General features: G+C 43.0%; 21 protein-coding genes and 1 pseudogene. 14 read left to right on the top strand and 8 right to left on the bottom strand.

Going from position 1 to position 22,595, the window contains the following annotated elements:
- Positions 1–91: 91 nt before the first annotated feature.
- Complete coding sequence (locus tag LP667_RS14120) at positions 92–574, bottom strand: Fur family transcriptional regulator (protein WP_021730750.1); 483 nt, start codon at positions 572–574, stop codon at positions 92–94.
- Positions 575–764: 190 nt separating this feature from the next.
- On the opposite strand from LP667_RS14120, the gene LP667_RS14115 reads away from it, so the two are divergent.
- Complete coding sequence (locus LP667_RS14115) at positions 765–1,307, top strand: hypothetical protein (RefSeq protein ID WP_056988462.1); 543 nt, start codon at positions 765–767, stop codon at positions 1,305–1,307.
- Between the two features lie 218 nt (positions 1,308–1,525).
- Here LP667_RS14115 and LP667_RS14110 read toward each other — a convergent pair whose 3' ends face one another.
- On the bottom strand, positions 1,526–2,800 hold the full coding sequence (locus LP667_RS14110; RefSeq protein WP_033609307.1) for a hypothetical protein: 1,275 nt from the start codon (positions 2,798–2,800) through the stop codon (positions 1,526–1,528).
- A gap of 644 nt (positions 2,801–3,444) precedes the next feature.
- Here LP667_RS14110 and LP667_RS14105 point away from each other — a divergent pair.
- The 8 genes from LP667_RS14105 (at position 3,445) to LP667_RS14070 (ending at position 10,695) form a co-directional block, all read left to right on the top strand.
- Positions 3,445–3,996, top strand: a complete 552-nt coding sequence (locus LP667_RS14105) for an NADPH-dependent FMN reductase (protein WP_021730753.1) — start codon at positions 3,445–3,447, stop codon at positions 3,994–3,996.
- 35 nt (positions 3,997–4,031) lie between these two features.
- Positions 4,032–4,289, top strand: coding sequence for a hypothetical protein (locus LP667_RS14100; protein WP_021730754.1), 258 nt, complete (start codon positions 4,032–4,034; stop codon positions 4,287–4,289).
- 83 nt (positions 4,290–4,372) lie between these two features.
- On the top strand, positions 4,373–5,056 hold the full coding sequence (locus tag LP667_RS14095; protein WP_021731014.1) for an endonuclease III domain-containing protein: 684 nt from the start codon (positions 4,373–4,375) through the stop codon (positions 5,054–5,056).
- A gap of 256 nt (positions 5,057–5,312) precedes the next feature.
- A complete protein-coding gene (locus LP667_RS14090) occupies positions 5,313–7,307 on the top strand; it encodes a PTS sugar transporter subunit IIABC (RefSeq protein ID WP_021731013.1) in 1,995 nt (664 codons plus the stop codon).
- Positions 7,308–7,528: 221 nt separating this feature from the next.
- Complete coding sequence (locus LP667_RS14085) at positions 7,529–8,395, top strand: SDR family oxidoreductase (RefSeq protein WP_021731012.1); 867 nt, start codon at positions 7,529–7,531, stop codon at positions 8,393–8,395.
- 90 nt (positions 8,396–8,485) lie between these two features.
- Positions 8,486–8,944 carry a MerR family transcriptional regulator gene (locus LP667_RS14080; RefSeq protein ID WP_021731011.1) on the top strand — a complete coding sequence of 153 codons (459 nt, stop codon included), beginning with the start codon at positions 8,486–8,488 and terminating at the stop codon, positions 8,942–8,944.
- Between the two features lie 163 nt (positions 8,945–9,107).
- Positions 9,108–9,890: a DeoR/GlpR family DNA-binding transcription regulator gene (locus tag LP667_RS14075; protein ID WP_021731010.1), complete on the top strand. Its 783-nt coding sequence runs from the start codon at positions 9,108–9,110 to the stop codon at positions 9,888–9,890.
- Positions 9,877–10,695, top strand: coding sequence for a Cof-type HAD-IIB family hydrolase (locus tag LP667_RS14070; RefSeq protein ID WP_021731009.1), 819 nt, complete (start codon positions 9,877–9,879; stop codon positions 10,693–10,695). The genes LP667_RS14075 and LP667_RS14070 overlap by 14 nt, the downstream gene beginning before the upstream one ends.
- A 147-nt stretch (positions 10,696–10,842) precedes the next feature.
- On the opposite strand, the gene LP667_RS14065 is transcribed toward LP667_RS14070, so the two are convergent.
- The gene (locus LP667_RS14065; protein ID WP_056988461.1) at positions 10,843–11,694 is read right to left on the bottom strand and encodes an NAD(P)H-binding protein; all 852 of its coding nucleotides are present in this window, start codon (positions 11,692–11,694) and stop codon (positions 10,843–10,845) included.
- Between the two features lie 281 nt (positions 11,695–11,975).
- Positions 11,976–12,848, bottom strand: coding sequence for a LysR family transcriptional regulator (locus LP667_RS14060; protein WP_056988460.1), 873 nt, complete (start codon positions 12,846–12,848; stop codon positions 11,976–11,978).
- A 158-nt stretch (positions 12,849–13,006) separates the two neighbouring features.
- Here LP667_RS14060 and LP667_RS14055 point away from each other — a divergent pair, with 158 nt between their 5' ends.
- The 3 genes and pseudogenes from LP667_RS14055 to LP667_RS14045 all read left to right on the top strand — a co-directional run.
- Complete coding sequence (locus LP667_RS14055) at positions 13,007–14,239, top strand: hypothetical protein (protein ID WP_056988459.1); 1,233 nt, start codon at positions 13,007–13,009, stop codon at positions 14,237–14,239.
- On the top strand, positions 14,233–15,474 hold the full coding sequence (locus LP667_RS14050; protein ID WP_056988458.1) for a neutral/alkaline non-lysosomal ceramidase N-terminal domain-containing protein: 1,242 nt from the start codon (positions 14,233–14,235) through the stop codon (positions 15,472–15,474). Before LP667_RS14055 ends, LP667_RS14050 begins: the two co-directional genes overlap by 7 nt.
- Before the next feature lie 87 nt (positions 15,475–15,561).
- Positions 15,562–16,038, top strand: a pseudogene (locus LP667_RS14045) (PTS transporter subunit EIIB); the annotation flags it as partial.
- A 32-nt stretch (positions 16,039–16,070) separates the two neighbouring features.
- Here the strand turns inward: LP667_RS14045 and LP667_RS14040 are convergent.
- Both LP667_RS14040 and LP667_RS14035 read right to left on the bottom strand, forming a co-directional pair.
- Positions 16,071–16,955 (bottom strand): IS3 family transposase, encoded by an 885-nt coding sequence (locus LP667_RS14040; RefSeq protein WP_120770892.1) that lies wholly within the window; start codon positions 16,953–16,955, stop codon positions 16,071–16,073.
- A 23-nt stretch (positions 16,956–16,978) separates the two neighbouring features.
- Complete coding sequence (locus LP667_RS14035; RefSeq protein ID WP_021730107.1) at positions 16,979–17,656, bottom strand: helix-turn-helix domain-containing protein; 678 nt, start codon at positions 17,654–17,656, stop codon at positions 16,979–16,981.
- Positions 17,657–17,698: 42 nt separating this feature from the next.
- Between LP667_RS14035 and LP667_RS14030 the strand changes: the two genes are divergently transcribed.
- Entirely contained in the window at positions 17,699–19,210 is a 1,512-nt protein-coding gene (locus tag LP667_RS14030) for a glucose PTS transporter subunit IIA (protein ID WP_235806622.1), read from the top strand.
- A gap of 21 nt (positions 19,211–19,231) precedes the next feature.
- Positions 19,232–20,269 carry an amidohydrolase family protein gene (locus LP667_RS14025; protein WP_021731078.1) on the top strand — a complete coding sequence of 346 codons (1,038 nt, stop codon included), beginning with the start codon at positions 19,232–19,234 and terminating at the stop codon, positions 20,267–20,269.
- A gap of 379 nt (positions 20,270–20,648) precedes the next feature.
- Here LP667_RS14025 and LP667_RS14020 read toward each other — a convergent pair whose 3' ends face one another.
- Complete coding sequence (locus LP667_RS14020; RefSeq protein ID WP_021731079.1) at positions 20,649–21,092, bottom strand: hypothetical protein; 444 nt, start codon at positions 21,090–21,092, stop codon at positions 20,649–20,651.
- 42 nt (positions 21,093–21,134) lie between these two features.
- Positions 21,135–22,580 carry a 23S rRNA (uracil(1939)-C(5))-methyltransferase RlmD gene (gene rlmD / locus LP667_RS14015; protein ID WP_021731080.1) on the bottom strand — a complete coding sequence of 482 codons (1,446 nt, stop codon included), beginning with the start codon at positions 22,578–22,580 and terminating at the stop codon, positions 21,135–21,137.
- Positions 22,581–22,595: the final 15 nt, after the last annotated feature.

The raw sequence follows: 22,595 nt of genomic DNA, 5'->3' as shown, positions 1-22,595 counted from the left end.
CGTTAAGAAAGCACCCGTTTAGCAATTAGTTTGCTGCTAAACGGGTGCTTTTTAATGGCTTATTGAGTGGTATTAAGTTCTTGGTTGTTCGTTATTCACTATGCGTCAACTTTAACCGTTTCAGATCCGTAGTTTTAGTAACATTGAGTAATTTCTGGCAATCTGGACATAGTCCGTAGACCTCCATATTGTGACCCGTGACCAAGTAACCAGAGAGTTCCGCGGCCTTGGCATCAACACTACGGAGGTCGGGCTCAAAAACATCGGTAATCTTACCACAGTTTTCGCAGACCACGTGGTAATGAGGGCGGCCGAAAAAGTCATAGTGGGTCCCGGCATCGCCGTTTTGCAATTCGATCACAATTCCCAAGTCAACAAAGAGTTTCAACGTATTGTAGACCGTTGCTAGACTGAGGTTAGGCAGTTTGGCCGCCAATTCTTGATAGATAGTTTCAACCGATGGATGATTATGATGAGTGATTAAGTAGTTAAGAATAATTTGCCGTTGCGGTGTTACGCGGATCTTATGGTCCTTTAATTGCTGCAAGGCCTGAGTTAACATATCTTCTGCCACGACGCGGTTCCTCCTTTTATCGTATTCACCCTTATTAAACCACACTTTTTAGAAGGATTCCAATTTAGAAACGTCACTAAATAAAACTTTTGACAAAATTAATTAACGAAATGGCTGAAAGGGCTTTACTAGGTGGGCTAACCTGAGTAGACTAACGATAATTAAGTTAATCGTCATGGAGGTGGCTGAGATGAATCAATTAATTGTTCCCGCGTTACCACTAGAACGTAGCCGCTATGAACGCGCTTATGTTTTGGGACTAGAAGCAATGATGGCTATTATCCAGCAACTCGTGGCTAGTAAAGGTGATCAGCAGGCACTGACTGATCAGTTTCCAGTGTTTGAGGTAAGTTACGCTGTTCCGCACGCAAATAAGCAAGTAGCAACTATTAAAGAAACTGTCGCTCACTTAAAAGTCCAACCAATCAGAATAAGCGTGACACGGCGGCAAGTTACGCTGCAATTCATGATACAAGTTCCAAATGGCAAGCCAGTGTGGGTACCGTCAGCAGGGGCGCTATGGCGGCTGTATGATGGCTTTTTAAGTAACTTAACGGGCGTAGCTTTGCCTGACATCATTGCCGTTCACATTAGTTTAGAAAGTGTAATTAGCTCGTTAACGGTAACTGTGCCAGTTCGGCCTAGTTTTCGAAATTATGGTATTCAAACGCCAACCAAATTACAAGTGAGTTGTCCAGAGTCGGACCAAATTTTGCCACCGGTACCAGCCTGACGAGCGCCGATTTATCAATTAAGCCAGTACTTGCATGCGACTCACCCTGATGACTAGCAAGTATTAGGGTGATTACGCTGAATTGGCGTGTAATTAAGGATGCCATCCGAGGATTGTAATTCTGACTGAATCAGATCAGAATACTAAAAAACTTTCTCAGCTACTTACGCTGAGAAAGTTTTTTAGTGTGTGTATTTTAACGTGATGAATTACGGCGATTAAGCTTGGTGTCGCAAGGATGAATGATCAGTGGTAGCCGGCTGTGATTCAGCCTGTGCCCAAACAAGTAGCTGAGCCTGGATATTCTCCAATATTTTCATGGATAACTGGTAGTCACGCTCTGAGCCAGTACTATTAAAACTTAATGTACAAGTTCCTGCAAACGTGCTAGCGGCGATTTCCATAATGGGTGATCGATGAAAAGTTCCAGAAAAGACGCAGTTAACAACCGTCAAATCGTGGAATTTCAGCCGTTGCTGATCAACAACGCCAAAATTGGTGTAGCGTAATGCTGGTTGCGGTAACCAGCGATTCGTCATTTTACGCATGACGGTAATAGGCATTGTGTGGTTCATCTTTTGCAAATTACTGAGTCGGTATAGGAAAGCGACCCGGTTGCGTTCAGCTGTTAATAAATCGTGTACTTGATTGACGAGTTCACTAAAAGGAGCATCGATATCAACTTTGATCGTTAAGAAAACGTTAACTGTTAAATTAGCAACTTGAGTAATGTTAGCATCTTCGGACATAAAACGGCGTAAGTCAATCGGACAAGGCAACGTAACGGTGGTATGTCCAGTTAGGACTTGGAGGGCTTTAGCATAAGCAGCTAGAATTGCTTCACTAATGCCAACATCCTGAGCTTTGGCGACTCGCCGGACCCGCATGAATTGCGTGCTGCTGAGCATGACATGGCCACCGTGACGTAGGTTGATTCCCGGATAATGGGGAAGCTTGACCATCCCAGTAACGATGGGCGTGTGGCCCCGCGGACGAGCGAATTGACGCTGTAGTTTGGCAATAACTGGCCGGAGCCGTCGTTCGTTATGCAAGTTCGTGAGGTCAGCGTAATTATATGCCTGTGCAAGTAAATAAAGATATTCTTTAAAGCCGCGATTGTCAGTTAGGAGTCGACTCATAAAGGCTTGTAGGACGTCATAGTCACCGTGATGAATGACGAATAATCGTAGTTGCGGACTATTAGTAAAATCAAAATCGGTATTTTCAGGACTGTACGGACTCTGGACTTCCTGAATGACTTGGTTGATTGGTTGATCAGTAACAACAAAACGATTACGGTCAACTTGGTAATGGCCGAAAATCTCGGGCACGATTTGTGCGGAGGCAAGAACGGCCGCTTTTAAGCGTTCGACATCAATCTGACTGGAAAAAACAATCCGTGAACGCATTAATGGCGCGGCGCCAGTAGTATGTAGCATGTTCAAAAAGTCAAGTGCTTCACCACGATAATACACGATTAACCCCCCAATCAATTTCTCTATTATTTAGTATAGCAGACTCTACTGATGGCGATGGTAGTGGACGTTTGGTTTTGAAAAAAGTTAAGAAACATTTGTGAAAGTTTATTAATTTTCAACGGCAATCAGTGAGCGTTATTCTGATGACAATTAATAATTATGTGGATATCTGTCAGCTGAGATGAAGCTTTGCTTGGACTAAGGTACGCATTGTGAGGGTTATTGGTGAGATGAAAAATGGGGGGGCGTACGACCACTTGCTAACTCGTTGTTTGGCTGAATATCAATATTCATATTCGCTGGCTGTTCCGATCTAAAAAAGCATTTATGATAATTTTTAGCGCTGCAATAATATGTGGTACGGATGGGATGACATGCAACACACAAGTACGGCGTGTTGCATGCCAACCTTTTTTTACAGCTTCAGACTAGTCGTGTTGATTTTGAGGCTTTATGCGGTTAATAATAGTTGGCGCCAAAGCAATACGCATAAATTCCTAGACTCTGATAAAAGGCATAAAATGGTCTCAGCATGCCGCTATGATTAATTAAAGCTAAACTTTTGATGAAAGAAGGCTATTTTTTGTAACCGGTTCCGACTATTTGTGGAAAAAGGGGTATACTGAAAGTAATTACAACTTAAAGGAGTTTTTCACACGATGAAGATTATCGCACTCGTCGGCAGTATTCGGCGTTCCTCATATAATCGTAAGTTGACAGCCTTTGTCCAGAAACGGTATGCTGATCAGCTGGATGTTACCATTCCAGACTTGGGCGCGTTACCTTTTTATGATCAAGACATTGAACTAGAAGCCCCCGCAGATGTGCAAGCATTTAAACAAGCTGTTATGGCGGCAGATGGGGTCATTTTTGTGACACCTGAATATAATCATAGCGTTCCCGGTGTCTTAGGGAATGCGATTGATTGGTTATCCCGTGTTGAACGGCCACTAATTGGCAAACCAGTCATGATTTTAGGTGCTACCATGGGGCCACTAGGGACGGTACGTGCACAAAGCCATTTACGTCAAATCCTAGATTCACCAGGAATTGGTGCACGAGTCTTGCCAGGGGATGAGTTCCTATTGAGCACGGTTCAAGATAAGATGAATGTGGCTGGTGATATTACGGATGATAAGGTGGTTGAATGGTTGGATCATTGTGTGGCGGACTACCTTAAGTTTGCACACCAGTTAGCTGCTAGCAACTAATTCGGATAAAAATAATTGATAAGGGGAAATTTCAGATGAATAAAGAACGTAAGTTGATTTATGTCATTTTAAATGATGAAGATGTGGAATATGATCTTGAAGAGTTACCAGACCAATACGTAGTGTATATTCGCCAACAAGCTGGGGATTCGCGCGACTTGTCGTTAGTCAATACTGAGATTCAGAACCTGTTTAAAGATGCCGAATTGAACTTTGAAGAAAAGGTCAAACCTGAAAATCGACAAGCTGACATTGTGTTAGCTGTTAAGCGCAGTACAGTAGCAGATGATTAAAGCTTAAGCAATAGTCGTAACGGAACGAATTTTTGCCGTTACGGCTATTTTTTTGTAATAGTTGGTTATTAGGATTAATTAAAATGAAGGGACTTATTATGACGATTGAAATGCTGTATCAACAAATGCTAACAGCTATGGGACCGCGACACTGGCTAGAAGCTGGAGTGGCACCTGCTGAGACACCATGGGAGATTCTCTGGGGTGGCATTCTAGTACAAAATACCAACTGGCGTAATGTGGATTACGCGTTAGCAAATCTAAAAACGGCAACTGCTTTTGAACCCGAACGATTATTAGCCTTAAGTGATGCTGATTTAACAACTTTGGTTAGACCCGCGGGCTTCTATACGCGTAAAGTTCCGACATTAAAAGCTTTAGCTGGCTGGTGTGAGCAATATAATTTCGACCTAACAGTGATGCGCGCGTTACCGGCCGAACGATTGCGGCATGAATTAAAGCTGTTACGGGGTATTGGCGATGAAACGGCTGACTATTTTAGCATGTATGTTTTTCATCAGCCGACAATTATTATTGATACGTATTTACGGCGACTATTTGGCTGGCTTAACCAACCATTACCGAGCAATTACTTGCAAGCACAACAACTTGTCATGCGAGCGTGGCATTATGATTTAACGACGGCTTGGGAGTGGCATGCATTGGTTGTTGATTTTGGTAAGCAAGTTAAAACAACGGCTGACTTTGAACAATCATTTCTAGCAACGCAACGATTAACACTTGGTTCGCAAGGTTCGGCAAACTAATTAAACAAGCCTGTGATTTGAAGTGAATGGGGCTAAATTAAACGGGTTTAATTGACCGCCCTAATTAGGACGGCTATTATTATGTTTGTAAAAGAAAGCGCTTTTATAATTAAGGGCGTTGCTTAATGAGTTGGGTTAACTTGTCGGTCAGTCACTGGGTGTTTAAAGCAATTATTATTAATTTTATAACAACCAGTGACCAAAATTAGTTTGTTAACAACGCGATTATTGATTCAGTCAAAGGGGGAGAATCGCTATGAAGCAAGTGCATTTATTAACGCCGGTTGCAGGGCAGTTAGTGCCGCTAGCGTCGGTTCACGATCCGGTGTTTTCACAAGGGATGATGGGGCAAGGATTCGGCATCGAGCCGACAGATGGCCAGGTCGTCGCACCAATCAGTGGCAAAGTAACGATGGTTGCAGCTAGTCTGCATGCCATTGGCTTCAAAGGGGATAACGGACTGGAGGTGTTGGTTCATCTTGGTATTGATACGGTTGAATTAGCAGACCAGCCACCGTTTAAAGTTAATGTGCAAGTTGGTGAGACAGTTACGGCTGGTGACAAAATCGCCATGATGGATTTAGCAGCGATTGCCAGTGCCAACAAAGCGACAACGGTGATTATGGCTGTGACTAATTCTACGGATATGGTCACTAAATTGACACCAGAAGTGGGAGAAGTTCGTGCGGGCGTTGTGGGTGCCGTAGTTGAATTGAAGGAGCACGTTGATGCGCCACCGATTGTTAAAGGCAAGGGTGGTAAGTACGCCGAATTAGCAATTCAAATTATTGCTCAAGTTGGTGGCCCAGTAAATATTAAAAGCGTAATTCACTGCATTACGCGGGTTCGGTTTTATTTGAAAGATGAAAGTCAGGCTAACGATGAGGGGATTCGAAACCTTAAAGGTGTGATTGACGTTGCTAAGGCCGGTGGTCAATACCAAGTCGTGATTGGGCCAGCGGTAACTGACGTCTATGATGCAATCGTTGCTCAGTTAGGACCTGGCTTTGGAGATGCGGATGCATCGGCCATTGCCACAGAAAAAGAAGCTAACCGCTTAGCTTGGCAGAAGATGACACCGTGGCAGAAAGTTAAACATGGCTTTAGCAGTCTGATTGGTGTGATTACCGGTTCAATGATTCCAGTAATTGGATTGTTAGCGGCTTCTGGGATTTTAAAAGGAATTCTGTCGTTACTGACGAACTTTAAGCTGGTATCTGCGACGACACCAACCTATGTCATTATTAATGCGATGGGCGATTCGGTCTTTTACTTCTTACCGATTTTTGTTGGTTTTACCGCGGCTAAGAAGTTAGGATCTGATCCGGTCATCATGGGGATTATTGGTGGGGTCCTAACGTATCCAGCAATTGTCGGTATGGCAACAACTGGGAAAGTGACTGGGCATCTGTTAGGGATGGCGATCAATGCCAACTTCTTTGGAATCCCAGTCCACGTTGCCTCCTACACGTATTCGATTTTCCCAATGATTGCGGGTGCGTGGCTGGCAAGTAAGCTGGAGCCGTGGCTCAAACGAGTGATTCCAACAGTCTTACGGATGATTTTCGTACCATTGTTTGAAGTTGTAATTATTTCTGGAGTCATCATCATTGTTTTAGGCCCGATTATCACTGCTTTATCAGGAGCATTGGCAGCTGGAATTGTCGCTATTTACAAACTCAGTCCCGCCATTTCTGGCCTGATTATTGGTGGCTTCTATCAAGTATTGGTTATCTTTGGGTTACACTGGGCAATCATCCCAATTGTCGTCAACGATATTACAACGACCGGTCACAGCTACTTGAACGCTATTGTTTCGGCAACGATGGTCGCTCAAGGTGGCGCCGTCTTAGCAATTGCACTGAAGTCTAAAGTTGCCAATATTAAAGAACTTGCTTGGCCAGCAACAATTTCGGCCTTTTGTGGGGTCACCGAACCCGCAATGTACGGGATTAACTTGAAATACGGCCGGGCATTTATTACCGCTAGTATTGGTGGGGCCGTCGGTGGTTTCTTGACCGGGCTCTTCAACGTTAATATGTGGGGCTTTGCCGGCTCATTGATCGGAGCGACGTCCTTCTTTAATCCTAAGGGGCTCGACTTTAGCTTCTATGGTTTCTTGATTGCTTCAGCAGCGGATTTAATTGTCGCTTTCGCGTTGACTTGGATGTTTGGGTTCTCTGATAATGATGTTAAGAATGTTAAAACGGCACCTGAAAAGAAGCATCTTGGTCAGCAGGTTGCTAACTAAATAAGTGTTGATGTATTTACTAAATACACCCTGATTTGGACGATCCGAGCGATTTTTAATCACTTGAATCGTCCATTTTGATAGCGAAAATGGTCTTTAAAGATGGGATAATCAGCTGCTGGTAAGGCAGATTAAGTCGGTTAGGGAGATGCTTTAATTGACAAGTGGATCTAAATCGGGTTTAATGTAACTAATAAAGTTACATGAAGGAGCGAATTAAATTGAAATATGCGATTACGGGTGCTACTGGTCATTTAGGGCAACAAATTGTTGCAGCTATGAAGCCGTTGGTCAAAACGTCGGAACTTTACTTAGGTGTTCATACGCCTAGTAAAGCGCAGGCTTACCAGCAACAAGGTATGCACGTTGCAGCGATTGATTATCAACAGCCGGAACAATTACGAGCGTTTTTTCAAGATAGCGATGTGTTGATCTATATTCCCAGCAAGAGCCATGACAGTTATTCACGAGTACAAGAATTTGAAAATGTGTTGGCAGCGGTTCAGCAAGCTAATGTCCAGCATTTTTTGGTGATGGGCTTTATTGCGGATCAAGTCAACAACCCGTTTGCACTATCAGCCTTTTATGGTTATGTGCCACGGCGATTGGCCGGAACCACTATTAATTATACAATTGTGCGTAATGCGTTGTATGCTGATCCACTGATTCCTTATTTACCAGAATTGATTGAGCGTCATAATGTGATCTATCCGGTAGGTGATCAAGCACTGAGCTTTATTAGTCAGATCGATAGCGCTGCGGCTTTTGCGAAGGTTGCAACAACTCCCGCGTTATTACAAGCGGGGCGGATTTATACGCTGACACAGAGTAAGGCTTACACTATGCCCGAGTTGGCAGCAGTATTGAGTCAGGCCAGTGGTCAATCGATCGGTTATCAACCAGTGACATTGCAAGCGTTCGGCGATTTATATGATCAAAATGGTGAAGGGCAGATGCTGGCGTCGATGTATGCAGGTGGGGCTTTAGGGTTGTTAGCAACGGTTAGTGATGATTATCAAACGATTATGGGTCATCCTGCACAATCATTGGCGGCATTCTTACAGGCAAATTATCACGAAGTTAATTAATCACGGAAAATTCCATGCGAGTTAATGGTGGTGACCAAATTCCATGCTATAATTTACATTAAATAGCACTTTTGGAAAGGAGGCGCCAGCATGGCAAACGGGACGCGTGCAGATTTACGCGAGCTTTTTCATCGGGGACAATTAACAATTGGTATTAGTGAACTAAGTAAAATGACTGGTGTCTCACCACGACAGTTACGGTACTGGCAAAAAAAGGGGTACATTATTCCTAAGAATGAGGATGAACCGGGGCAGGCGCGCATTTATACCATGAAGATGGTTATTAAGGCCGCCGCAATGAGTAACTTGCTACAAACCGGTTATACGTTAAAAGCGGCTGCGGCTCAGGTGGATGAGCGGATGCGACCGGCGCAAACGATGTACCACGTGCTAGTAGACCGGTATCAAGGATATGAAGTGGCGGACGATGGTCAGATTTTAGTTGATCTGGGGCCTTTTGACCCGCAACCTGATCAGGAGTTATACGCTAAGCTCGTGGGGGACCGGGTAACGTTTGAGTTAAAAACGGTATCGAAAACAGATGAATAGTAGTTTAATTTAGTCGACTTAGTATTAGAACTTGAAATAATAGTTCTAATACTAAGTCGATTTTGTTTAATGATCTGGATAAACCACTAAACACTTATTATTTTTGACTAAATACTTAAAAACGCTTAAAATATGCTATACTGTATTCTGAGGAGGCGGTTTCATGAATCAGATTACACGACAACGTCAGTTATTACAGCGTTTAGAGCAAGTACGTCAAATGAGTATTGCAGATGTCATGTCAGCTTTAGGTGTTTCTCGAGATACGGCTCGTCGTGATATTGTAGCGTTGACTGATCAGGGGCTGGCACAACGAACACATGGTGGTTTGCAAGTTCTGAATTTTGGATCCCGAATTCCTAGTTATGCGGATCGCTTACATCAATTTGATGCGGTAAAAACGGGCCTCGCTGAATTGGTTCTCCCCTTGATGAAGGTTAACCAGTATTTATTTATTGATGTCTCGACTATTCTATTAAAATTAACACAGTTAATGACCCAAAAGGCCACCGTTTACACACACTCATTGGATAATGCAATTAGCTTGGCGACTAACCCGGCAGTGGATTTGCATTTGTTGGGTGGGGCACTTAATCAAGAAAATCGTTTCTTTTCAGGATCGGCAACACTATCCGAGTTGACACCAATTTATTTTGATCAAGTATTCTTAGGAGCGGCGGTAGTAAATGAGCGTGGTATATTCTATGTGGACGCTGGGGATGCAGCTATTAAAAGGCAAGCGTTAGCTCAGACATTATGTGGGGTGTTAGTTTGTGAGCATCGCAAGTTTGGACAGATTGGGATCGCTCATTTTTGTGGTGGCCAGCTTGACCAAATTCAGGTGTTAATTACGGATGAACCATTAACGACGGAAGAACAAAGTTGGTTTATGCCAGGAACAGTCATGATTAATTTAATGGAGGAAAAAACACATGACAACAATTAAACGCATCGTAAGCGACATCGACGGGACCTTAGTCGACGATCAGGGCCAGTTACTGCCGGCTACTATTAAAGGTGTTCAAGCAGCCGTTGCACAGGGTGCCCAGATGGTCCTAGCATCTGCTCGTTCACCAAAAGGTATGTTTGGTATTGCACAACAACTTGGCATTAATTCTATGATGATTGCGTACAACGGCGCCTTAACAGCGACCACTGATGTTAACGATCAACTGACGGTTTATGAGCAATGTGCTATTCAACCGCCGTTGGCCCAGGCTGTTCAAAGCTTGATTGCGCAAAAATGGCCGGCCGCCTCAATCAATATTTATACGAATAATGACTGGTTAGTGGCTGCTAATGGCCCATGGGAACAACAAGAGGCAGCCGGAATTGGGTATCAACCGCGAGTCACAGATTTGGCTGTGTGGCTGAAGCGGACGCCAACGCCGGTGCATAAAATCATGATCATGGCGGATCCGGATGTGATTCAAGCAATTGAGCAGCGACTGATGTCAGATGAGTTCGAGCAACTAGCCGTTTACCGGTCAAAAGACACGTATTTAGAAATTGTGGCGGCCGGTGTGACGAAGGCCGCTGCGCTGATTAAATTATTACAAGACGATCAAGTCACGCCTGCCGAAGCGATTGCGTTTGGTGATAATTTTAATGATGTGGCTATGTTACAGACGGTGGGTGTGGGAATTGCGATGGCAAATGCGCCGCAAGCGGTCAAGAATGCAGCTAATACTGTGACGACTGACAATAATCATGATGGGATTCAAGCGACGTTGGCTCGATATTTTAGTTGAGAAATCGAGTTAATTGCGGATGAAATAAGCGATTGTGATAAAACGCAAAACAGTGAAAGTTCAACGCCATGTTCGTTGGACTTTCGCTGTTTTTTATATTGTAGAAGGCAGCTAAGATTATCATTGGTTGTTTAAGTAACCAATCGCTTAGCGTGTCAAAATCTCTTTAATGGCGGCACTAGCAGTCAGTGGCTCGTGTCCTAGGGCGTGGGTCAAGTCCGTAGTGTTTTCAGCCAGAGCACCGTCATTAATTGGTGCTTGAAATGAAGCAAACAAGGCTGCGGTATCATGATTTAGGCCCGTAGCTTCAAGTGATTGCGTGTATGCCGTCTGATTCACTTGAGTCACTGTGAATTGATTATCCGTGGCTTGTTGTAACGCTGCTCCAAGATCAGCATAGCTGCGTGGTGCTCCTGCCAATTCATAGATTTCCTTAGGGTCAGATAGTACAAGAATCTTGGCGGCAGCTTCAGCATATTCACGTTCTAGCGCCCAACCAGCGGTATTGTTGGCCCAATATAATGTTTCTTGATTATGAGCACCGCTTTGTAAGAAGCCCATTTCATTTTCAAGATACCAGTTGTTGCGCAAGAAACTGTGGGCGATATGGGCTGCGGTGATAGCATTTTCTGTATCACGATGGTCGCTGGCAAGCGCACTGATTGAAGTTTGAGCTTTAGGAAAGCTAGTGTAAGCGACAAAATCAACGTGCGCGGTCTGAAGTGCAGCAACAACGTTTTGATGGGCCGTAGCACGAGCAACGGGACCACCAGGTTGTGAGGAAACGAAGAGGACGCGGTCCACACCCTCAAAAGCGGCAGTCATTGAGGCACGATCATCGTAGTCGCCGACTCGAAATTGATTATTGGGAAAAAGCTGTGCGGCTTTTTCTTGATTACGTGCGATAACAATGACATTTTCAGCACCAACCAGGTTGTTAAGGGTATTGACGGCGGATTGACCAAACTTACCAGTAGCGGCAGTGATTGCGTATTGCATAGTGAAGACTTCCTTTCGAATTGCTGTATCAATAAAAATTACAGTGATTAGCTTAACACATGTAACTTGAAAGTCAACAACTATGCTTTGCGTGACTAGTGCAAAAATAATTTAAACGTTGATTAACTAATGATAATATATGAAAATCATTAGATTAATTAATGATTACTCCTTTTTCTTGTGATTTTATAAGTTACGTCAATGTGCTGGCTGAAAATAGTGTTAGATAACTGTGTCGAATCTAAATTTACTAGATTTAAAAATGTTTTAGCATCTGCTTATCAGTGGGCATTGTTTTGACTAGCAAAGTAGTCTAAAAAACATTGACCATATGAATTTAAGGATTCGTTTTTTAGATAACAAAGGTTAATATCGGCAACAACTGCTGGTTGGATTGGACGACAAACTAAATCAGTATCTGTAGGAACCAATTTTTTCATGAGCAATGAGATGCCTAGTCCTTTTTTTACAAAGTTAAGAATATTCTCAATAATTCGATCGGCATAAATAACATTAGGCGTAAAGCCGCTTTGCTTACAAATCGTCATACAAAGATCATATGGGCGGGAATTAACTGGTTGGAAAATAAAGTCTTCATTTGCTAGTTGCTGTAGCTTGATTTTGGGTTGTTTTGCTAATGGGTGGCTGATAGGGAGAACGGCGACTAAGTGATCTTCGGCATATGGTAGGTGGTTAAATAAATTCGTATGTTGAACCTCTTTAATAAAGGCAAAATCTAAAGTCTGATTGAGTAGCATGGGTTCTAAGTCTTCAGAAGGAGCTGATTTTACTTGGCAATGGATGTGAGTTGTTTTTATAAATCCAGAAATCAAATCCAAGATGCCGTATTCGCTGATAGACGGAATTCCGCCGATGACGATTCCTTCATCTTCGGCATGACGACGATTGATTTCATCCGTTGCTTGTTGTGACAAGTTGTGAATTTGTTGCGCGTATTTTAAGTAAATCTTACCGTATTCGGTTAATGATACTTGACGGGTTGAACGTTCAAAGAGCGTTACACCGAGGTCGCTTTCTAAGCGCATGATTCGTTTTGAAAATGAAGATTGCGAGATATAGCAGGCGTCTGCGGCTGCGGAAAAACTCCGGTAATGGGCGAGTGCTAAGAAATTATTTAAGTATTGTAAATCCATTGCAAGTCCACCTCGTTTTGCTGATTGGTAAAATTGAAATCGCTTTATTCTTTTCTGGAATAAGTATAGTCAGACTTAGAATTGCGTGTCAAATGGCAAATAGCCATAATAAGGGTATAGAAAACGCTTTCTTAATTGTGAGAAGGGAAGGCAGCGTTATGCATAATTTTAAAGCAGGTTTTGGTAAAGCAAGGATTCAATTTAATCCTGACGAAGCACCAATCCGAGAATTTGAAGCTAAACTAGATGATTTGTATTGCCGCGTCTTGCTTATTAGTGGACCAGATAATTGGGCACTCGTTTCGTTTGACCTAACATCGCTACGAGCGACTGCAATCAAACGATATCGTGAATTGGTTGCCGAGCTATTAGCAATTACACCAAGCAAGGTGTGGGTAACGGTGACCCATACATTTGCTGCCCCTCACCTACCAAGTACGACTGAGACACCGGCTAAGCAGGCGAGCTATCAATTAATTGATCGTAAACTAGTTGAAAGCTTGAAGATTAGCTGTCAATTAGCGCAGGAAGATTTACAGACTGTTGAGATTGGACAAGTAAATGTTAATTGCCCACTCAATGTCAACCGTAATATTTTGATCGAACAAGGCTGGTGGTTAGGGCGGAACTTTGAAGGCTATAGTAATCATCAATTGCGGATCTTAGCTTTCAAACGGGCAGATCAGACCGTTAATTTAGTCGTGAACTATGATATTCAACAGAGTGTTATGGATCACATCACAGATGACCGTGGTCGACGAGTTATTTCCAGTGATTTGATGGGGAATGGCATTCAAGGCTATGAGCAGAATGATCAAGTAGCAATCTTTATACCGGGATGTGCCGGAGATCAACGCCCACTTTTTACTGGTGAAGCAGCGCCGTCATTTGCGGTTGTCAGGACTTTGTTAATTAATCAGGCGGTGATTGTTACGGAAAGTCTGCAACGCGCCGTTCAGAAAATTCAGGACTGGCAACCGTTGCAGCGACTTTGGAGTAGCCAATTACCGGTGTCGGTACCAACACAAGTACAACAGCACGGTACGTTTGAGATAAAGCCAACGAAGACTTATAAGTTTGAACCAACTGGACAGATGACCACCTTACATTTGTGGGCAGTGCGAATCAACCAGTATGGAACTGTGGGAACTGAACCAGAGTTGAACAGTATGTTCGGTGAAAGTTGTCGGCGAGCAATCGCTGGTGATGCAACAACGATGATTGCAACATTGGTCAATGGCGCTGCCAAGTATTTGCCAGAGAAACTTGATTTCGACAGAATAACGTATCAATCAATGAATACGCAGTTGGGTCAAACCGCTGATCAACGCCTGTTAGACGCTTGCGTACGGTTTGGACGAATAATGCGTGAGGAGGATGCTAGATGTTAGTTGGACATGCTAGAAAAGATATTACGCCAACCGAGCCATTTTATTTATTGGGGTATAAGACAGAACTGAGGAATCAGCCAGCAAAAGGAATTCATGACCATATCTTTATCAATGCACTACTTTTTTATGATGAACAGGGCAATGAATGCTTTCTGGCAACTGGCGACTTATTGGAATTAGAAGATATTGTTGCGGCTGATATTCGGCAAAAAATTAGCCGTAAATATGGGATTGCCATGGATCATGTCATTATTGGCGTGACTCATGATCATCACTCAGTACGCGATTATCATCGGACCTGGGAGTTTGGTGAATTCAGTCAGTCCTACTATGACTTTTTCGTAGATAGCTTTGTGCAGGCTTTTGAGGATTGTCGAGAAACGTTAACCGATGTGACCGTCCAATATGGGCAACAAGAAATCTTCGGGTTTTATAGTAATCGTAACCATGCTAATCGACCGGCAGATAATGCCGTTAGTGTCGTTAAGTTTATTGCTGATGGTCATGCAATTGCGGGAATCGTGAATATGGCAGTTCATTCGACAGTTTTGGGCCCTGATAATCAATACTTAACAGCCGATCTTGCAGGTAACACTTGTACTAAACTAGCGGAGGAATGGGGCTTTTTCCCATTAATGTTAATTGGTTGTGCGGCTGATTCTAGTAATCGTTATGAGCGGCAAGGACGTGATTTTGCGGAATTAGCACGTGCAAGTACGGGATTAGCTACAGCCATTGCCAAGATTCAGACCCCTAAACGGCTAAAGCTTGGTAAGATTCGAACATTGACGTTAAGCCATGAAGTCGTTAATGATAAAGCAGTATATGATCAAGATTTGCGGACGATGATTGGTGACTTACAAAGCGGTGCAATCAAGTCGGTTGGTTCACAGCCGATTGATGCCATCATTGAGAAGTGTACAAGTCAGCTTGAAGAACCTCAGTTTCACGATTTATTAGGTCTCCAGTTATTAGATATTGGGGAACTAAGACTGTTCGTCTTTCCCGGCGAGCTCGCTTCGGCAGGGGCGAAAAGTTTACGAGCTTCAACTGATAAGACTGTGCTGGTAGCCGGTTATTGCAATGGTTTTCATTACTACTTTTTGCAAGCACAAGACTATGGGCTGTCATTTGAAACAATCGGTAATCCGGTGCCCGCGGGAACGTTTGAAGAGATTATCGCTAAGTTTGTGACCGGCAGTCACCTCTTAGACACTTATGAGAAATATCATTAACTAACAACGAGTCATAATCGGGACTCCCTGAGAATAAGTCGATTACGTCATAACCGATAACGAAAATAATTGAAGGGGTTGTCAAACATGGATTATAAACCGCTTGCCAAAGACATTCTAAAAAATATTGGGACCAAGAGTAACGTCAAGAGTATCACGCATTGTGTAACCAGAGTGCGATTCGTCTTGAAGGATGAATCAAAAGCCAACGATGAAGCTGTTAAAGATCTCGACGGTGTTCTTGATGTTGTTAAGCAGGGTGGTCAGTACCAAGTCGTCATTGGCCCAAGCGTGGGTAGTGTGTATGATGCCATTTTAGATGTCGCTAATTTTCCAGATGATGTCGTCAATGGTGGTGAGATAGCTGCACCAACGGATGATGATGCTGAGGAAAAAGGCTTTTTAAATAAGGCATTGGGATTGATTAGTTCAATTTTTATTCCAGTACTTGGCTTGTTGTCCGGTGCCGGGATGATCAAAGCAATCTTGTCACTATGTACGGTGACAGGACTATTAACTGACAAAAGCGGCACTTATATTATTTTAAGTGCATTAGGCACTACACCCTGTCAAGTACACAGTTTAAATAATATAAATTATGATGCTTTAAATCGGAGGGCATGATTTCGACATTCTGTCGGGGTCATGCCTTTTAATGACTTTTGACGTCGACCGTTGTTGTACCAGTCAATTGCTTTGGTAATGTTTTGAAGTAATTCTTCTTTGGTCAATGCGGTTTTAAAACTTAAGTCCTCATCTTTTAAATGACTCCAGAAACTCTCCATAGGCGCGTTGTCTCCAGGTGTCCCCGGTCTTGACATGCTATGGCAAATGCCATAGCTATTAAGGGCCCGATTGAATTCTAATGATGTATAGGCCGAACCTTGGTCAGTGTGTAAAATTAATTCGTTGGCGGCCAGGTCATTACTTTTCATTGCTTTATTAACAGTTGCTGTCACCAGTGTTGTCGTTTCGGTATCATCGATCGCCCAGGCAACGATACTGTGATCGTGTAAATCCTTGATGGCACTAAGTCGTAGTTTGTTGAGACTTTGATTACCGTATTTTAATTCAGTACAGTCGGTTGTCCAAACCTTATTAGATTCTTCCTGATTAAAATCATGCTTGATGATATTGGCTGACATCATTTCTTTATATTCCGCTTTACGATCATGTTTACTAATGCGAATCGATGATTTGATATGGTTAACTTGCATTAATCTTCTGATACGTTTGGCATTCACATGGTACTCAGTCTCTTCGTTGATGTGCATAACTAAGGTTTCAACACCAAATATATAATTATGGCTAATTTCTAATTTAAGCATGAATTTAACTAGCTCATCATTTAGTCGTTCATTAGCGGTTAATGTCCGGTTCAACCATTTATAATATGACCTCCGCTTGATCCCGACTTCTTGACACAACCAACTTATGGGATATTTACCGGCTAGTTCTTGAATTGCCTGATATTTTGAGATCCGGTCGATTGATGACCAACCACTTACTTCACTCTCCTTTGAATCTCTTTCAATTTTTTTGACAGGTCCTTTTCCATTTCCAAATGTTTAGTTCTAGCTTCTAATTCTTTTATTTTCAGTTTAGCGATATCTAACTCGGTAAGTGGCGTAGCTTTACTTTTCCCACGGCGGTCGGCTAAAGCGTCCACACCGCCGTTATTTAGCTTCTTGACCCAGGTATAAACTTGTTGATACGAGACCTCAAAATGGCTAGCGGCCTCGTGGTAAGCATAGTCGTTGGCGATAGTCCATTGAGCTATTTCAATGCGTTCAATTTGGGTTGTCTTGCGTCCGTCTTTCATCTTTCGGTTCCTCGGATTTCTATTGGAATAAGTTTTCTTTCCAATAGTATAATCTCTAAACCAATTAGACACCATCCCGGCGCTACTCAAACCATACTTGGTGGCTAATTTTGGAAAAGACAGCTTTTCTTTGATATGTTCCTGTACAATCCTTTCTTTGAATGCTTGAGAATAGCTGCGATTTTTTCTTTGATGCCTTAAGCCTTCACTTCCATTGAGATCGTACAATCTTTTCCATTGATGAATAACGTTTTTATTTATTTGTAGATCCCTGGCAATTGATTGCACCGTATGGTTATTATCAATCAGATTAAGAATGTTAATCTTTTCATCAAATGAATACTTTCTATTTGAACGCATACAAAAACCCCTTAGGTACACAGATTTTTTATTATTTAATCTGTGTACCTAAGGGGTAGTATATCCTCCTTAGGTGATACGCTATTTTACTTTTTCCCAATCGTCATTGGTTGGAGTGCCGCGCGAAAGTTTGGTTTGAAAGAAATCTATGGCATCACGTTGGGGGCGTTCTTGGTCTATCCAACGCTAGTTACGGCGGCTAGTAGTACGGCCGTAACAACGATTTTTAAAGGGACCATCTTTGCGTTGAAGTATAAGATGACGTTTTTAGGGATTCCCGTGGCATTACAGTCATACTCAAGTACGGTTATTCCAATCATCATTATTGTCTGGTTCGCCAGTTACGTTTATAAATATTGTGAAAAAGTGATTCCAGATGTTTTAAAAATGGTTTTCGTACCGTTCTTTACACTATTGATTGCTGGTGTGGTTAGTTTGATTATCATTGGACCAATCGCGATGATCTTGCAAAATATTTTGAGTGATACGGTACTATGGTTAGTTGGTCTCAATAAGGGGATTGCAGGGTTCTTGCTTGGCTTCTTCTGGAGTATCTTAGTGATGTTCGGTCTACATTGGGCGGTTATTCCGTTCTTTGCAATTGACGTTGCGCACTACGGGTATGACGTCATCAATCCGTTGATTTTTGCAGGCGGCTTAGCTGTGTTAGGATCTGCGGTCGGTATTGCAATTCGAGCGCGTGACGAACGGGTTAAGAGTATGTCAGTGGCTGCTGCCATTTCTGCTTTCTTTGGGATTAACGAGCCGGCACTCTACGGTGTGTTGATTCCACGGAAAAAGGTGCTGTTAACTTCATTTCTAGCTGCTGGGATTGGCGGCGCGATTGCCGGTTTCTCAGGTTCCAAGCTCTACTCATTTGGTGCCAGCGGTATCTTAGGGTTACCATGCTTCATTAATCCAAAGGGGATTGATGCCGGGTTTATCGGGCTATGTATTAGTGGGGTCGTGGCTTTCGCCTTTGCCCTAATCGCTGCTTTGATCGTTGGGGACAAAAAGGATGCAAAGTCGAAACCAAGTAAGCAACAACTTGCTGAACATAGCGATGTTTATGCACCAGTTACAGGTGAAAGCTTTGACCTAACGACCGTTAATGATGGTGTTTTCTCAAAGTTAGTCTTAGGTGACGGTATTGCCGTTAAGCCAAGTGAGGGTAAGGTCTATGCGCCAGTTAGTGGTATCGTTCGGGTGGCTTATCCCACCGGCCATGCAGTTGGTCTGGCCAGTGATGATGGCGAGGAAATCTTGATTCACATTGGGATTGACACAGTCAACCTGGAAGGCGAACATTTTAAGATGCATGTTGCCCAAGGGATGCGAGTTAAAAAAGGTGATTTATTAGTTGATTTTGATGAAGCTGCAATCGCTGCAGCTGGATATGATACGACTGTAATGATGATTGTAACCAAGTCGGAACACTTAAAGAGCGTCATGCCGACCCAGTTTGGGCCAGTAACCAATGCGACTAAGGTGTTAGATGTTGAATTACAATCAAGCTCAGTCGAAGCGGGTACCACGGTAGCGACAAATAATTGATAGTATAAGGAGCGATTTTTAATGATTATTGATGCGAATGTTTACTGGTTGCCAGATGAGTTGTTTACTGATCCAGTATTACAAGCTAAGTTTATTCAGGCAGTTAACAATGGTCGAGATTCTAAGGCGACGGTTAGCACTAACGCTGATGGGTCTAAGAAAATCGTAATTGAAGAACCAATTGGCCAAAGTAGTCTGGACTATTTTCAAAATGATTATTTGCTTGAGCATCAGTTACAGGATATGGATGAAGGTCGAGTTGATATGGCCGTCTTAAAATTGCCGGGCTGTCAGGAATGGCTCGATCTTGACCTGTGCAAAGTTTTTAATCGTGCAGTTGCAAAACACGTCCAAGAAAGTAAGGGGCGGATGGTTGCATTGGCTACTGTTCCACCATATGCTACTGCTGCTAATCTTGCTGAACTAGATTATTGTATTGATGAACTTGGGCTGAATGGGATTCAATTATCAACGCATTATGCGGATGGTTACTTGGATAGTCCAGCCTATCGAGAATTTTTCCGATACGTTGCAACTAAGAAAATCCCAGTCTATGTCCACCATTCACCAGTACCAATGGAATATGGTGCAATCAAGGACTATGAGAATTTACGGCGCTCATATGGCCGTTGTGAGGATCAGATAACGGCAATCGGTCGTGAGGTCTTCAGTGATTTATTTGTAGAATTACCTGAATTACAATTAATCCATTCAATGCTTGGTGGTGGGTTCTTCACTTATAAGACCATGTTGTTACCACATGATTCTGGCAATGGTCGTTTTGATACAACAAATAGCGTTAGTGTGAAACACCGCTTAGAGCATAATATTTTTTACGAAGTTTCACATGCCCAACCGTGGGGAACGGACAATCTTGAGATAGCCATCAAAGTATTGGGAGCAGGCAATGTGATTTATGGGTCATCCTATCCAGTTAAAACGTCATGGATGACAGCAGGGCCGGAGATGATTAAGCAATTAGAAGTTGATACTAGTGTTGTTGAGAATATTTTAAGTGCTAATGCCAAGAAAATCTATCGCATTATTCCGTCAGCGTAAATAGGCGGGCGAACTCAGCATAATAATTTCAGCAGTTAGCGCTGATAGCCAGTGATGGGGTCTATCAGTGTTAACTGTTTTTTATTTAATAATGATAACCTTTCTAAGTCGTTGGGAATAGGAGTAGGTTGGCCGGTTTGAGATGATAATATGAAGAAGTTAAGTTGTTATAGCCTGTCGTACGAGATTGGATGTCACTGGTTGGTCAAAATGGTTGCTGTCAATCAAGTGAATGGCGATTTAAATAGGATAAAAATAGACGCTTCAGGAGGTGACTTTGAATTCCTGAAACGTCTAATTTAGTATTTCGGTATGAATAAGGTAAAGCACACTCAGAGATAGCCTGAGTCCGTATATTAACAAATAGATCACATATAATCTATTTGTTTTTCAATGCTGTTAAGATTCGTTGCGCCGCCTGCCCATTAAAGTCATTGGTTTGTAATCGCTCGAAAACGTCCCTCATAATGTGCATCAGTTGTTGATCGGATAATCCCTGGGCGGCCAAAGTATTGAGCATGACCTGTAAGAGGTCCATTGGGAGAACGGGCCGCTGATCAGGATGGGCACTAAAGAATTCTTGCACTGCCTGATCATGGAGTCGCCAGTAGACCGGATTTTGAACATCATCAAAAATCGTTTTGAGTTGTTCTAGTGCCGGTGATAATGGTATGTTTTTGGCAATAATGGTGGTTAACATGCCATCACGTGCTGGGATACGCACATCTGCAATATAGTCTTTTAGAAGTAAAAAATGGGTCTTAAATGGTGGCCGTAAAGTAAAGGTCATTGTTAATGTAATTTGACTATCAGTAGCTGCCATGATGATTCCCCCTCAAAGTTAATTGGCAGTGATGATGGATAATTAATGACGTTTGGTAAAGCGGACCACTGCTTCACAACGCGCTGTTTGTGGAAACATATCGATTGACTGGATATAATCCACCTGATAGCCGCGCGTCAACGCTTGTAAATCTTGTGCGAGCGTCGATGGATTACATGAGATGTAGACCAGCTTTTCAGGTGCGCTTTGCAAGATAGCGTCAATCAAGACGTTATCTAGGCCAGTCCGTGGTGGGTCAACGACCATCGCGTCCGGTGTAAAACCACTAGCTAACCATTGTGGTAACAAAACTTCAGCTTCGCCAACTTCATAGTGGGCATTGGTGATCTGATTACGCTGTGCGTTGGCATTAGCATCCGCAACAGCCGCAGGGATCGTATCCATCCCTCGGACTTCTTTGGCAACATCAGCTAGCGACAAGCCAATCGTTCCAACACCGGAATAGGCATCAACGAGTGTCTCGTTGGGAGCCAAGTTTAGTGCTTCTCGCGCCAATCGGTAGAGTTGCTTAGTTTGTTGCGGGTTTAATTGGAAGAAAGCACGAGCGGATAAGTCAAAAACGAGCCCGTCGAGTTCCTCTGTAATCGTTGGCTTGCCAGCCAGCAAGGTCGTTTGATCACCCCAAATCAGTGACGTTTTACCTGCGTTGACGTTTTGCATGACTGAGACGACCATTGGTAATTTTTCAGCAATCTTTATCAATAATTGATGTTTCTTTGGTAACTTGGGTGTATTGGTGATGAAGACAAGTTGGACTTCACCAGTCGCTGCCGCAGCTCGCACAACAATTGTTTTAACGATACCAGAATTATGTGCTTCATCATAAATGGGCACTTGGAGTTCTTCAAGCCAAGCAACGACTTGGCGCATGACTGTCATGGTCGCTGGCATTTGAACGGAACAAGTTGGTAAATCAACTAGGTCATGGCTATTTTCTTTGTATAAGCCAGCAGCGACGTGACCATCGATCATCCGAACCTGAAATTGGGCTTTATTCCGATATTCATATGGATCAGCCATACCAATAGTTGGGCGGACATCGTAGTGGCGGTAGCCAGCGGGTCGATACTTTTCAAGTGCTTGTCTGATCAAATCTTGTTTAAAAGCTAACTGGGCCGGATAGTCGAGGTGTTCGAGTTCAAAACCACCGACTTCCCCAGCGTAAGTATCACGGGGATCAACCCGGTCGGGGCTAGGTTTACGAATGCTACGAATATTAGCTTCGAGGTAACGTGGGTGAACTGCGGTAACTTCAGCAACTACGACTTCATCGGGTAGCGCGCCCTTGACAAATGTAATGACGTGTTTGTAATAGCCAATACCTTCACCGTTAATACCTAGGCGCCGAATAGTCAGTGGGAAGCGTTGACCAATGGTGACCGTCGTTTGTACTTTTTCGGTCGGTGGTTGCCGACGACGATCATTGTGTGATCGTGATTGGTGCGAATAATGATTAGATTGTGGCATAAGTTTAATTTTGAC

This window comes from Lactiplantibacillus paraplantarum (genome assembly GCF_003641145.1).
In the GTDB taxonomy this organism is placed as follows: Bacteria; Bacillota; Bacilli; order Lactobacillales; family Lactobacillaceae; genus Lactiplantibacillus; species Lactiplantibacillus paraplantarum.
The sequence above is the reverse complement of the archived record's forward strand: the minus strand, read 5'-3'. Positions and strand labels throughout refer to the sequence as shown.

What these genes read in the sequence shown, in the direction of transcription:
- LP667_RS14075 (WP_021731010.1), top strand. Translation starts at nt 9,108, where the DNA reads ATGAATCAGATTACACGACAACGTCAGTTATTACAGCGTTTAGAGCAA.
- LP667_RS14095 (WP_021731014.1), top strand. Translation starts at nt 4,373, where the DNA reads ATGAAGGGACTTATTATGACGATTGAAATGCTGTATCAACAAATGCTA.
- LP667_RS14115 (WP_056988462.1), top strand. Translation starts at nt 765, where the DNA reads ATGAATCAATTAATTGTTCCCGCGTTACCACTAGAACGTAGCCGCTAT.
- LP667_RS14080 (WP_021731011.1), top strand. Translation starts at nt 8,486, where the DNA reads ATGGCAAACGGGACGCGTGCAGATTTACGCGAGCTTTTTCATCGGGGA.
- LP667_RS14100 (WP_021730754.1), top strand. Translation starts at nt 4,032, where the DNA reads ATGAATAAAGAACGTAAGTTGATTTATGTCATTTTAAATGATGAAGAT.
- rlmD (WP_021731080.1), bottom strand. Translation starts at nt 22,580, where the DNA reads ATGCCACAATCTAATCATTATTCGCACCAATCACGATCACACAATGAT.
- LP667_RS14050 (WP_056988458.1), top strand. Translation starts at nt 14,233, where the DNA reads ATGTTAGTTGGACATGCTAGAAAAGATATTACGCCAACCGAGCCATTT.
- LP667_RS14055 (WP_056988459.1), top strand. Translation starts at nt 13,007, where the DNA reads ATGCATAATTTTAAAGCAGGTTTTGGTAAAGCAAGGATTCAATTTAAT.
- LP667_RS14060 (WP_056988460.1), bottom strand. Translation starts at nt 12,848, where the DNA reads ATGGATTTACAATACTTAAATAATTTCTTAGCACTCGCCCATTACCGG.
- LP667_RS14020 (WP_021731079.1), bottom strand. Translation starts at nt 21,092, where the DNA reads ATGGCAGCTACTGATAGTCAAATTACATTAACAATGACCTTTACTTTA.
- LP667_RS14065 (WP_056988461.1), bottom strand. Translation starts at nt 11,694, where the DNA reads ATGCAATACGCAATCACTGCCGCTACTGGTAAGTTTGGTCAATCCGCC.
- LP667_RS14090 (WP_021731013.1), top strand. Translation starts at nt 5,313, where the DNA reads ATGAAGCAAGTGCATTTATTAACGCCGGTTGCAGGGCAGTTAGTGCCG.
- LP667_RS14105 (WP_021730753.1), top strand. Translation starts at nt 3,445, where the DNA reads ATGAAGATTATCGCACTCGTCGGCAGTATTCGGCGTTCCTCATATAAT.
- LP667_RS14025 (WP_021731078.1), top strand. Translation starts at nt 19,232, where the DNA reads ATGATTATTGATGCGAATGTTTACTGGTTGCCAGATGAGTTGTTTACT.
- LP667_RS14035 (WP_021730107.1), bottom strand. Translation starts at nt 17,656, where the DNA reads ATGCGTTCAAATAGAAAGTATTCATTTGATGAAAAGATTAACATTCTT.
- LP667_RS14070 (WP_021731009.1), top strand. Translation starts at nt 9,877, where the DNA reads ATGACAACAATTAAACGCATCGTAAGCGACATCGACGGGACCTTAGTC.